At 35.1% G+C, this 13,501-nt stretch carries 10 protein-coding genes; 2 read left to right on the plus strand and 8 right to left on the minus strand.

All coding sequences use genetic code 11. The features are described from left to right. Nucleotides 1-11: 11 nt before the first annotated feature. The 7 genes from NEH75_RS07470 to NEH75_RS07500 all read right to left on the minus strand — a co-directional run bounded on the left by NEH75_RS07470 (nt 12) and on the right by NEH75_RS07500 (nt 9,378). The gene (locus NEH75_RS07470; RefSeq protein ID WP_055275271.1) at nt 12-1,292 is read right to left on the minus strand and encodes a dihydroorotase; all 1,281 of its coding nucleotides are present in this window, start codon (nt 1,290-1,292) and stop codon (nt 12-14) included. A 129-nt stretch (nt 1,293-1,421) separates the two neighbouring features. After that, nucleotides 1,422-2,309 carry an aspartate carbamoyltransferase catalytic subunit gene (locus NEH75_RS07475; protein WP_055275273.1) on the minus strand — a complete coding sequence of 296 codons (888 nt, stop codon included), beginning with the start codon at nt 2,307-2,309 and terminating at the stop codon, nt 1,422-1,424. 113 nt (nt 2,310-2,422) lie between these two features. Then, the gene (locus NEH75_RS07480; RefSeq protein ID WP_055275275.1) at nt 2,423-3,787 is read right to left on the minus strand and encodes a solute carrier family 23 protein; all 1,365 of its coding nucleotides are present in this window, start codon (nt 3,785-3,787) and stop codon (nt 2,423-2,425) included. A 498-nt stretch (nt 3,788-4,285) separates the two neighbouring features. After that, the gene (locus tag NEH75_RS07485) at nt 4,286-4,927 is read right to left on the minus strand and encodes an HD domain-containing protein (RefSeq protein WP_055242526.1); all 642 of its coding nucleotides are present in this window, start codon (nt 4,925-4,927) and stop codon (nt 4,286-4,288) included. 108 nt (nt 4,928-5,035) lie between these two features. Further along, the gene (locus NEH75_RS07490; RefSeq protein ID WP_082417942.1) at nt 5,036-5,932 is read right to left on the minus strand and encodes an ROK family protein; all 897 of its coding nucleotides are present in this window, start codon (nt 5,930-5,932) and stop codon (nt 5,036-5,038) included. Nucleotides 5,933-6,076: 144 nt separating this feature from the next. Beyond that, nucleotides 6,077-7,867 carry an aminopeptidase P family protein gene (locus NEH75_RS07495; RefSeq protein WP_055305069.1) on the minus strand — a complete coding sequence of 597 codons (1,791 nt, stop codon included), beginning with the start codon at nt 7,865-7,867 and terminating at the stop codon, nt 6,077-6,079. A gap of 98 nt (nt 7,868-7,965) precedes the next feature. Beyond that, nucleotides 7,966-9,378 carry a DUF6930 domain-containing protein gene (locus NEH75_RS07500; RefSeq protein ID WP_055242488.1) on the minus strand — a complete coding sequence of 471 codons (1,413 nt, stop codon included), beginning with the start codon at nt 9,376-9,378 and terminating at the stop codon, nt 7,966-7,968. 259 nt (nt 9,379-9,637) lie between these two features. Between NEH75_RS07500 and NEH75_RS07505 the strand changes: the two genes are divergently transcribed. Both NEH75_RS07505 and NEH75_RS07510 read left to right on the plus strand, forming a co-directional pair. Continuing rightward, a complete protein-coding gene (locus NEH75_RS07505) occupies nt 9,638-10,429 on the plus strand; it encodes a YidC/Oxa1 family membrane protein insertase (protein ID WP_055242487.1) in 792 nt (263 codons plus the stop codon). 638 nt (nt 10,430-11,067) lie between these two features. Continuing rightward, nucleotides 11,068-11,862, plus strand: a complete 795-nt coding sequence (locus NEH75_RS07510; protein ID WP_055275281.1) for a YidC/Oxa1 family membrane protein insertase — start codon at nt 11,068-11,070, stop codon at nt 11,860-11,862. 111 nt (nt 11,863-11,973) lie between these two features. On the opposite strand, the gene NEH75_RS07515 is transcribed toward NEH75_RS07510, so the two are convergent. Beyond that, nucleotides 11,974-13,332: a DUF6930 domain-containing protein gene (locus tag NEH75_RS07515; RefSeq protein WP_147614348.1), complete on the minus strand. Its 1,359-nt coding sequence runs from the start codon at nt 13,330-13,332 to the stop codon at nt 11,974-11,976. Nucleotides 13,333-13,501: the final 169 nt, after the last annotated feature.

The following is a 13,501-nucleotide window of genomic DNA, read 5'->3' on the forward strand; positions in this document are numbered from 1 at the left end:
TAACCCTCCTATTAATTCACCTGTTCGTCTTTGTAGACCACTTTGCCATCTACTAATGTCATCACTGGCCATCCCGCTACACGGTAACCATTAAATGGCGTATTCTTTCCTTTTGATAAAAATTGAGTTGAATCAATTTCCATCTCTTTATCTAAATCGATGATGGTAATGTCTGCTACTGCTCCAACTTCTAATTTTCCGTATGGTAAATTGAAGATAGTTGCAGGCTTTGTACTCATACAATCAATTAATTGTTTTAACGTCATCTTCCCTGTTTTAACGAATGTCGTATACATTAATGGAAAAGCTGTTTCTAATCCGACAATCCCAAATGGTGCTGTTTCAATTCCCCATGCTTTTTCATCTTCATGATGTGGAGCATGATCTGTTGCAATAACATCAATTGTTCCATCTAATAAACCTTGCACACATGCTATGCGATCAGCATCAGCACGTAGTGGCGGATTCATCTTGAAGTTTGGATCATCGTTAACGATGTCTGTATCACAAAGAATTAAATGATGCGGTGACACCTCAGCAGTCACATTAATTCCTTGGGCTTTTGCAAATCGAACTAATTCAACACTTTCCTTCGTACTAATGTGGCAGATATGGTAATGAACCCCCGTCGCCTGAGCTAACATAATATCACGAGCTATTTGCGCTGATTCGCTAACTGATAAAATTCCGCGATGTCCATTTGCTTTTGCGTATTCTCCATCATGTAAATATCCACCGAATAACAAACTATCATCTTCACAGTGTGCAACAATTGGTTTATTCACAGCCTTGGCACGTTGCATCGCTTGATACATTACACCCGCTTCTTGAATTCCACGTCCATCATCTGAAAACCCTAAGATACTTGTTTCTGATAAAGCCTCAACATCAACAATCTCTTGTCCTCTCTCACCAAGGGTGATAGCTGCATACGGGAAAACACGTACTTGTGCCGATTGTTGTAATAACCCTTCGATATAGGTCACACTTTCCATTGAATCTGGGACTGGAATCGTGTTTGCCATCGCTGCAATCGTTGTATATCCACCACGTGCGGCAGCTTTCGTTCCTGTTTCAATTGTTTCTTTTCGCTCATACCCTGGTTCTCTTAAGTGAACATGAACATCGATTAATCCTGGCGAGACTAATTTTCCTGCTAAATCATAAACTTGTGCCTCAGTATTTTCAATACATTCAGTCATTTCAATAATGATTCCATCTTTGACTAAAAGGTCAACAGCTACTAATTCATTACTCTCATTGATTTGTCGCCCATTTTTTAAAAGAATCATGACACTTCACTCCCTACTCCATAAGTTTCTAATAGTATTTAGCCCTACTACTTGAATTGAACTATTATAACTTTTACTCTTATATCATCTAGTTTCAATTTACCCTACCAGCGGAGGATAGCTACGATCTTAATCTACGTAGCCCAGGGATCCCACCAACACTGCCATTCGAATAAATACCCCATTACTCATTTGTTTGAAGATTCGACTACGTTTACATTCAACGACATCGTCTGCAATTTCTACTCCGCGGTTAAATGGGGCTGGATGCATAATGATAGCTCCTTCTTTCATGCGTTTTTCACGTTCAACCGTTAAGCCATACTGCTTATGGTATTCTTCTTTTGTTAACTGCATTCCACCGTGATGACGCTCATGTTGAACACGAAGTAACATGATAATATCCATTTCTTCTAGCACCTCATCTAAGTTCTCCCATGCGTATCCTTCTTCTTGGAATTGTTCAGGAGCTACTAAGTGAACCTCCATTCCTAATCGGTTCATGACCTCGATATTTGTGTGAGCTACACGAGAGTGCGCGATGTCACCAACGATTGCAATTTTTAATCCTTCAAATTTACCGTACTCTTGATAAATCGTTAATAAATCTAATAATGATTGGGTTGGATGATTTCCACTTCCATCTCCTCCGTTGAAGATTGGAATGTTTAAATTAGGAATTAATTCTTCGAAGTAATTATTTTGTGGATGGCGAATTACCACTCCATCAACTCCAATTGCTTCAAACGTTTTGACAGTATCGTATAACGTCTCACCTTTTTGAACACTTGACGTTTCAGCTGTGAAATCCATTGTTTTTAATCCTAATTTTTGTTCTGCCATCATAAATGAGTATTGCGTTCGTGTACTCGGTTCAAAAAAGAGATTAGCTACCACTTTTCCTTCAAGTTGTGGAATTGTTTCACCAGATGCATAACGATTGGCACGTTCTAAAATTTCCATAATTTCTTCTACTGTAAAATCTGACAATCGTGTTAAATGTTTAATAGCACTCATAATTTCACCCTTTTTTATATAAAATTAAACAATATTCTTCCTTTTTTAACAATATTTTCTATAAAAATGTTTATAAAAAAATCAGCAAAGAAGCTGACTTTTTTTATAAAGGACTAAATAGCTGTTGTTTGTTCCTTAGTCATTACTGTTTCTGAAGTTGTTGATTCTTCTCCAACTACTTCTAATTCAAATTCAGTTTTGTTAGATCTTTGTCCATAAGAGGCTTCTTTATCTGGTAAGATTAAGTGTAAGATCACACCAATAATTGCGGCTAATGCCATTCCTGATAAAGTAATTTGACCGATGTTGATTGTTAAGCCTCCAATTCCTACGATTAAGATAACTGCTCCAATAATTAAGTTACGTTGACGTCCGAAATCGATTTGGTTATTGATTAAGACGCGTGCCCCTGATGAAGCGATAACTCCGAATAGAAGAATACTTACTCCACCCATTACAGCACTAGGAATTGTTTGAACTAATGCGGTAAACTTACCAATAAATCCTAAAGCAAAGGCTGTCACAGCTGCTCCACCGATGACCCATACAGAAGCAACTTTTGTTAATCCAATGACTCCTGTATTTTCACCATACGTTGTATTAGCAGGTCCACCAATAAATCCAGCGAAGAATGTTGCTACTCCATCACCGATTAATGTACGATGTAACCCAGGATTTTTTGTTAAATCACGCCCGACGATTGATCCCAAAACTAAATGATCTCCAATATGTTCTGTAATTGTTACAATGGCTACTGGCACCATGATTGCTGCTACTTCTAAGTTAAAGACTGGTTTTGAGTGTAAGAACGCAAAATTAGGCATAGCGAAGAGGCTTGCTTCATTAACTGCGCTAAAGTCGACTAATTGGAAAGCGACAGCTGAAATATATCCCACAACAATTCCGCTAAAGATTGGAAGTAGTTGTAATAACCCTTTTGTATAAGTTGAGACAATAATTGCTGTTAATAATGTAATTAAGGCAACCACTATATGTTCTGATGCCATGTTAACAGCTGTTCCTGCCAAACTTAACCCAATGACCATAATTGTTGGTCCGATAACAACCGGCGGTAAAATTTTATTTAACCAATCTGTTCCGATAAACTTAATGATCAAAGCAATCACTAAATAAACTAGCCCAACCATCATTAATCCACCCATTACGGCTCCGTAATTTGGATGACTCGCAATTGAACCATCTGCATTCAAAGTTGCTCCAAGAGCTAATGCTGAAGTAATTGGGGCGATATAAGCAAATGATGATCCTAAATAAACAGGTGATTTCCCTTTTGTAACAAATAAATAAAATAACGTTCCAATTCCTGATGATACTAATGCTAAACTAACTGGTAGTCCTGTTAACATCGGAACAAGTACTGTTGATCCAAACATGGCTAACACGTGTTGAATGCTTAACGCAATCCAATGTGCTACTTTCGGTTTTTCATGCACATCTAAAATTAATTTCTTTTCCATTATAATTCCTCCTTAGATGACTTATCCTATCGGATATCCTTACTTAGAAAGAACACGAAGTTGGTAATAAGTTAGTTTAGACTAGTTAAGTTCGTTCCTATAAAAATTCGTAAAATTCTGCAAGATTGCTTACCTAGTATTAGTCATATTAGAAACAAGATATCATTCCAATCTAGCTTCGAGCAGCAGATTTTCTACCAAGTCACCTCATGTCATTAAACTCAAAATTCGAGTTTAGACTACGAACTACGACCTGTATGAAATTTCAATTGCCACTTTCAGCTTTTTAAATAAAAAATCCTCTTTCAGCTAACTTAGGTAGGCCAAAAGAGGATACACGAATTCCATTAAAGGAAGATATAGTTCTATTATCTTTTAAACGTGTTCTTCTCAGCCTCACGGGACCGAATTAAAGCTTTCTCAGTAATTATAGGAGAAACAGGAAAAAAAGTCAACCTTTAATCAATTTTAATCACAATATTCGACTCTATTTTTTATTTAGGCTTGTCCCTTCCATTCATTCAAAAATTCCTCGACGAACGTCACCATGAATTCATGGCGCTGATTAGCGATTTTTTTCGCTGTTTCTGTATTCATTAAATCTTTTAATTTAAATAATTTTTCATAAAAATGATTAATAACTGTTCCTTTATGTTGGCGATAAGCCGTCTCATCTTCAAACTCCATTGGTAGGATATTTTCATCATACATTTTAGTTCCTCTTGATCCACCATACATAAATGTTCGACCAACTCCAATTGCTCCAATGGCATCTAATCGGTCCGCATCTTGAACAATTTTGGCTTCAAGTGTGTGAACAGGTTCACCTGTTCCCCCCTTATAAGAAATATTTTCAATAATGTAGAAAATTTCTTTAAGCTCTACTTGGCTACATCCAAGTGTTTGCAAAAAGATTAATAATTTAGCCTGTTGCTCTCTTGAATCTTCAAATAACTTGGAGTCAATGACATCATGAACTAACGCTGAAATTAAAACGACACGTTCATTTCCACCCTCTGATTTTAAAATAGCTTTAGCATTTTTATAAACACGAATCGCATGATCTAAACTATGACCACTCGTATCTTTGCCTAGCTCCTCTTCTAAAAATTCAACAATACGTGGATAGACTTGTTCCATTTTATTCAGTCCTTTCATAGATGCTTGATTAAACTTATTATATCACCCTCACTTTAAAACGTCTTTTAAATTCATCAAACAAAAAAAGGAAGTCACTAAAGACTTCCCTTAAGCTGTATATGTTAAATAATGATAAAGCGCACCTATTAAATTCGAATCATTTCTAAACGTACATGGAACTACTTGGACACCAGGTTTATAGTTCCCAAAATTATCTGAGAAACTATCCACATTTTTTCTAATATATTCTAGCAATAATGGTTGAGCACTAATTCCCCCACCAATGGCCACACGCTGTGGATCAATTACACATTGAAGGTTAACAATTTGTGCTGCGATTTGTTTTGTAAATTCATCTAAAATTGCTAAAACTTCTTCATCTCCTTCATTTGCTTTTTCAAAGATGAAATAACCATCCACCTCATCTGGATTTAACTGTTTTACTTCAGCCACTTTACTTGATAATTGTCTTGCTCCACCGCTAAATCCCCACGTATATTCACCATCATCTAATTTTTGATTATTTAAACGCATTGAGCTAAACTCTCCTGCAAATGATGACGAACCTTTATGAACCTTACGGTTAATGACAACCCCTCCGCCAATACCTGTTCCAAGAACAATGACAATCGCATCATTCACATCTTGCAAGCTACCTCTCCACACTTCTGCTAAAGCTGCACATTTCCCATCATTTTCAATTGTGACCTTAACAGGACAGCGCTCTTGAATTAATTTGACAATTTCCACGTCTGTATTATATCTTAAAAATCCTCCACTATAAGCATAACCACGTTCAACATCTAAAACCCCTGGCATACTAATGGCTATTCCTTCAACTTCATCTTGATACTGATCATACAAAGAGCCAATAACTTCAATTAAACTTTCAACTTTATCAAGTGGTGTTTTAACACTACCTTTTTCTAAAATGGTAGCTTCTTCATCCATTTTTGCATATTTAACTGCACTTCCACCGATATCTAAAACTAAATACTTTTTCACGTAAAATCCCCCTCACTTAAAAATGAATTCGTTTACAGGGTTATCATATCACTTTAAGTCAGCAAAATTTCAAGCATTTTGTTAGTTTTATCTAATATTTAGTAATTCATTCGCACTCTCTCTATATTATAAGGATAAGGTTTATCATCTGCTTAATTGAATAGCCTCACGTTTTAACCATTCTAAAGCTTTTCCTGTTAAATGAGGAGATAAGGTTTCGACTACTTTTTGATGATACTGATTAAACCAAGCTAATTCTTCATCATTTAACATCTCAACAATGATTGCTTTTGTATCAATTGGGAAATACGAGATCGTTTCAAACTCATAAAACTCTCCATATTCAGTTGCACATTTTTCAACAACGAGTAATGTATTTTCAATGCGAATTCCATGGCGACCCGCTTCATAAACCCCTGGCTCATTTGTTGTCATCATTCCTGGTTGCAGAGGAACAGTTTGTGTTAATCTAAATCCTTGTGGCCCTTCATGAACACCACCAAAGTAAGAAACACCGTGTCCTGTTCCACAACGATAATCTAAACCATGCGACCAAAGTGGCTGGCGTGCTAAAATATCTAAATTTCCTCCTGAGCATCCTTTTTGGAAGACTGCTTTACTCAAATTAATATGGCCTTTTAACACTAGGGTATAATGAATTTTCTCTTCTTCTGTTAATTCACCTAAGACAAATGTACGTGTAATATCTGTTGTTCCATCTAAATATTGACCTCCAGAATCAATGAGTAAAAACCCTTTTTTCTCAATCAGTGAGCACTTTTCTTTTGTCGGATTATAATGCATCATCGCCGCATTTGCACCATAAGCAACAATGGCCCCGAAACTTGATCCATAGTTTAACGGCTGATGTCGACGATAAACTTCTAAAATTTCACGCACATCGTATTCTGTCACTAATTCCCCAGCATCTAATTTTTCATAAATCTCTTGCATGGCACCGACTAAGGCACAACTATCTTTGACTTGGGCATTGTGGGTATTTTTAATTTCGGTTTCATTTTTGACCGCTTTTAAGTTGTTTACAAGATCAAATCCCGCTACAACTTCAGCCCCTTCATGATTAACTAGCACATGATATAAATAATAATTCACCGTCTCAAGTGGACATAAAATACGCCCAGACACAACAGATGAGGCCAATATCTCATCGATTTCATCGTACTCCTTCAAGGTCACTCCATTAGTTGTTAAGTAGTTAGTCACCTCATCTGATAAGCGATGCGAATCAACAAATAAATAAGCTGACTCTTCTAATACAAGTGCATACGATACCACTAACGGATTAAATAAAATATCATCCCCACGAACATTAAATAACCAAGCGATACTTCCTAATGACGTTAACACATATCCGTTTAAGTTTGATTTTTTCATCTCTTGACGAACCATGTTTAACTTATCAGCACAGCTGTATCCCGTATATTTGGTCTCATGAATAAAAACATCTGTACTTGGAATCGCTGGACGATCCGTCCAAATTGAATCTAATAAGTCATGTTCTCCACAGACTTTGATTTTTTTTGGCTCAAATGTTTTTAACATTTCTAAAACATTTGAAGCGGCTAATACTTTTCCATCAAACCCCACACAACTTCCTTCCTGTAATGTATTAGCTAAATACTCAGTAATTGTCGGGACACCTGATTGTCCCATTTTAAATAATTGAACTTCACTACCAGCAAGCTCTGACTCTGCCTGAATAAAGTAACGACCATCTGTCCAAAGTCCACTTTCTGTCTCAGTAACAACTAGTGTCCCTGCTGAACCTGTAAATCCTGATAAGTAGGCGCGTCCTTGCCAATGTGTTGCGACATATTCACTTAAGTGCGCATCTGCACTCGGAATAATGTATGCTTGTACCCCAATTCGTTTCATTTCTGTTCTTAATGCTTTAATCTTTTCATTGACGTTCATAGTTTTCTCACTCCTTATTCACGTTAAGAAGATTGTAGCACGTTTCCTATCAACAGTCATTTATTGGAAAAAGAAAAAACGACTAAATCGTCGTTTCCTCAAAGACAATTATTAATCACGAGTAATAATGACCGATAATTCGGGATAATTTCATCTTCACCTAAAACGGTAACAAAGTGTGAGAGGACGGGTTTACACTGTGCTAAAACATCCTTTTCAAGTTGTTCTGGCAACACATTTAGACAAATATCTTTCACAGCATCTCCTGTCCATTCACTTGGAATTTGATCTCGAATCGTATACATCGCTAAGACAAATGTTTGAGTAATTAACTTATATTGTTCCTTCGCTTGTTCACTCAAATCATCAAGTGCTTGTTGGATTTGAAGCGTATCTGTAATTTGGTCTGCAAACATAATTAACTTATCAATATCTGACTGTTCACTCTCAATGACTTTAACTGTGTTAGAACTTGCATTCTGTAATTCTTCAAAAATATATTCGGCAAATTCATGAGCTCGCGCTGTATGATAATCGATAGAAAGTTTTACATCAATTTGTTTACAAACATCTTCAAGTAGTGCATAAGTATCTTCATCCTCTGCAATAATTTCACACGGTCTAATTTTAAGTTCAAGAAATTGCTTTGCTAGTTCTGTAACAGTATCTGTCAAGTAAAGCGCAGCTGTTTCCTGAACATCCAGATAAAAAAGTTGTCCTTCTTCAGAATCGACAAGTGCAGTAACAAGCATAAAAAATGGTTGGCCAGAACCGACCTCAACGACAGGATTAGGCAAATAAAACTGAATTGCTTCTAATGTAATTAGTAATTTAGGTAGCTTCTTCACTCGATAAGCTAACAAATCATTTTGAAAAATAGTTTTCTTAGGAGTAGGTGCTTTCTTATACAATGTAGCATCGACAAAAGTACCTTCCCATCCTTTTTCTTCTGTATAATATCTTAAATAATATTTACTATCATAAATCTCTGGAACTTGTAGATCTTTCGTCAACTCTAATCTTGCGATAATCATTGCTTGCTCTAATGCTTTCGTTAAAAATCGACATTGCCACCCATCCGTTAGATACCATGAATAAATTCCTGGATGATGATAACGAAATCTTGGACATTCATTTTTCCCTTTAAACTGATAGCCTAAAAACATCGCCTGCTCATCATCATGCTCTGTCAAAGTTTCTGGGTTTTCAAAGCTGACGGTTAAACAATTTTTCTTAACCTCTGCTTTCATGAAAATATGATCCATATACGCTAAACTCGCCTTATCATATAAATAGCGATACGATTGATAACCGGCCTCTCCTAAATAGACTGATAATGAAAAATGCTCTCCCATCATTCCCATAATGCTACAAAATCCATCTATATCTCTCTCATCATCGTGAATGATAAATACTTGAGAGGCATACATCCATTTCCATGGTTGTAATTTTCGAAAAGCAATTGCTGCTTCATACAATTTGTGCAGCTCAACATTTGTCGCAATCCCCATTACACATCACCCTCTCTATGCCCATTTTAAATCCCTCTACTTAAATAATATGTCGTTACATCAAGAATCATGTTAAATTAAAACATTTTCACATTTAGGGGGAATTTTAACACGATTTTTATTGAATTAGACCTTGTTTTAACTTATAATACGGGTATTGTAGGTATTTTATAGCATTATTTAGTTTATAGTATTGTTGATTATATTCTCATTATTTAACAATATACAAAATACACATTAGGGGAAAGAAGGAATTTAGTTGAAAAAGAAGTTAAGTTTAGTACTATGTTTTGTATTAGCAATTGGACTATTATCGGGATGTGCAATTTCACCAGAGCCAATTACTGCAGAGACAGCGTCTGGATTATGGGATAAAGTTTTCGTTTTACCATTAGCTTCATTTATTACATTACTTTATAAATTATTAGCTAATAACTTAGGTTTCGCGATTATCTTAGCAACAGCAATCGTTCGTTTAGTATTAATGCCATTATATTCAAAATCAAATAAATCAATGGCAGTTATGCAAGAAATCCAACCAGAAATGCAACGTATTCAAAAGAAATACGAGAACAAAAAGGATCAAGCGTCTCAAGTTAAAATGCAACAAGAGATGATGGAACTTTACAAAAAATATAACTATAACCCTATGATGGGATGCGTGCTACCATTCTTACAAATGCCAATCTTCTTAGCATTCTACCAGGCTATTTCTCGCCATCCATTAATTAAAGATGCTGGTGCAGCTGAGTTCTTTGGAATCAATTTAGGAGCAACAGGTACAATACCAAACTACGTTTTAGCATTCATCGTGGCTGGATTAACAATTTATTCTCAACGTTTAATGAATAAAAACATGGCTGCTAACATGAATTCTCAACAAAATCAAACAAGCAATATGATGATGAAGGTTATGACTTATTACTTCCCGTTTGCAATGTTCTCAATCACGATTGGGACACCATTCGCATTCGGTTTATACTTCTTAACTGGACAAATTATGACAATCGTTCAATCGTTAATCTTCAAACGTCCAGGAGCGAAAAAATAATAATGAATTTTAAAGCTTATTCTATTTGGAATAAGCTTTTTTTATAGCTAATCATCTCCACCCAACACCGATGTGACGAACTGGCTCTAGCAATGTCCTTAATTACTGTTTTATATGATATGTCTTTCATCTTCTTAAAATATAGCTACCAGTTGTATAACAAAAAAATTATAAAAGTATTGTATGTTCGGCATATTTAGACACATCCTAAAAAACTCTAATGTTATATTATCTATGACACAATGATTCAGAAGATGAAAAATCAATTAACTCTATAGATAAATAGAAATGTTTTTCATCTTTCTAAGTCAGTCTTAGTAATTAACCGTGTTCGATATTAAGGCATCCTATCGTCCAGGGGTCACCTAGTGATTTCTGAAAGAAATCTATTCCTCAACTGCTAGGGCTTGGGTCACCTAGCGATTTCTGAAAGAAATCTATTCCTCCATTACTAGGGCTTTAGTTTTTACACTGTGAAAAACTTATCTGAACTTATATATTTAATTTAGACAAAATCACATGTGGCGATATCCATTTATTGATCTTATTTTTTCAATTACAGTGATTTTATTCATAATAAATGAAAAATAAATTTCCTTTATGACAGTATTTCACCTTAAGAGAAAGAAGGCATTCAATTGAAAAAGAATTTTAGCTTATTATTATTTTTAGTTTTAACCATTGGATTATTATCGGGATGCAGTATTTCAACCGAGCCTATTACAGCCGCAACAGCAACAGGACTTTGGGATAAATTATTCGTATTACCACTAGCTAACTTTATTACCTTTTTATATAACATCCTTAATAATAATCTAGGTCTTTCGATTATCTTAGCAACAGCGATTGTTCGTTTAGTTTTAATTCCATTATATTTAAAGTCAAATCAATCAACCATGGTGATGCAAGAAATTCAGCCAGAGATGGAGAAAATGAAAAAGAAATACGAACATAAACAAGATCAAGCTTCCCAAGTTAAAATGCAACAAGAGATGATGGAACTTTATAAAAAATATAATTTTAATCCTATGATGGGATGCCTATTACCGCTATTACAAATGCCAATTTTCTTAGCATTCTATCAAGCCATTTCTCGCCATCCGTTAATTAAAAATGCAAGTGCTAATGAGTTCTTTGGAATTAATTTAGGAGCAACAGGAACGCCGGCAAACTGGATTTTAGCTCTAATCGTTGCAGGTTTATCCATCTACTCTCAACGTTTAATGAACAACAATATGGCAGATACTATGAAAAATTCTCAACAAAATCAAGCGAATAATACAATGATGAAAGTTATGACTTATTACCTTCCATTTGCGATGTTCTCGATTACAATTGGAACACCATTTGCATTTGGTCTATACTTCTTAACAGGAGCCATCATGCAAATCATTCAATTTCTTATTATCAAAAAGCCACAACGAAAAAAATAACAATAAACATTAAAGCTTATTTTATTTGAAATAAGCTTTTTTATATTCTTTAACCACTTAGGTAATCTTTAATGAAGCACAAAAAGCTATCATCTATTTGATAGCTTTTCATTAAGAATAACTTTCAGTGACACATTTTTGTAAGTGAATATAATTCGGAATGAGTTCTGCTTCTCCAACGACATCTAAATAATGAGTGAGAATATCTGGGACAATCTTTAACTCTTCTTCTGTTAATAAGCCAGGTAAGACCTCTTTACACGCACGTTCCACATTCTGTACACTCCAATGATCTGGCAATTCTTGAAAATGACCTAACATAACAACATGAAATAACTCAACTATATTCGTAAACTGCTGTTTTACCCCTTCTGGTAGATGGCGACTTAAAGCATCACACTCTAAAATATTTTGACAGATTTCCCTACTTGTTAATAAAACTAAATCGATATTTTCTTCAATATCTACTTCCATTGAGGCATCAAATTGCTCTTCAATCTTCATTAAATCACAAACAAAATCTGTGGCTGCCTCTAGCTCTGGAACTTTCATAAGTGGAATTTTTGTTTTATCTGAAAAATCTTTAAACTGTCTTAAAACCGCCTCACAATCCGTGACTAAGCATTGGGGTTTAAACTCTAAATCTTTTATTAATGTATTGGCGAATCGAGATAAAATTGTTTCTTGACTTTCTAAGCTAGGGCTTGACATTTCTGCAAATACTAATTGTTTCGTTTCCTTTTCTAAAATAGCCGTAATCATCGGATAGTATGCTCTTGAATCCCCCTTCTCTTCAATAGGACGAGGCATTAAAAATCGCGCGATTTCAAAAACCATATTCGTACTTGGAAGTTTAGAAATACGATAAGCTGCTAATTCATTTTCATAACGTACCCCTGTCTCTTTCATTTGCTCTAAGAAGACAGATAATGAAATTTTTAACGTTTTCCAATTCCCTTCAAAATCTTGTAACCTCATTAAGACCTGATCATCTTCTAACGTAAATGAAGGCGTTTCTTTAACCAGCTCTGCTAATTCACCCACTTGTTTTAATGCCTGTGTTAAAAAGCGGCACTGCCAACCACCTGTCAGTGAGATTGGGACAAAACCAGCTAAACAATCTCGAAATTGTGCTACAACCTCTCGGTTACGTAACTCTGAAACTCGATTAAACCCCACTGATAAACAAGTCTCTCGAGATAGAAGACTATCGAGTGTTTTATCTTCAATCGTCAATTGGTTAAAGTCAAGCATTTCGATATAATGACGAAGCCCATCAATGCCAAGATAGACTTTTAATCCTCTTTCATCTGATTTATTTCCAATAATGCAGCAAAATCCCATAATATGTGTTTCAGGATCTTCTACCACTAATAACTGGTATTCACTGATCCATTCCCAAGGCTGCAATCTTTCAAATTCATCGGCCGCTTCATATAATGATTTCAATTCTAATTTAGTCGCCTTCACCATTATCTCTCCCTTAATATTATTTTCTATATTATGGTATTTTTTATTTGTTTTTACACATACTAGAAAAATTATTAATGTAAAAATGTAATCAAAGGATAGGCTTAAAATAAAAATGCATCTTTCTTGCGTTATATTTGCTTGTGATTTATTTTATATTTAGAAATAA

The sequence above is a fragment of the Turicibacter sp. T129 genome (genome assembly GCF_025594975.1).
Taxonomy (GTDB): Bacteria; Bacillota_I; Bacilli_A; order MOL361; family Turicibacteraceae; genus Turicibacter; species Turicibacter bilis.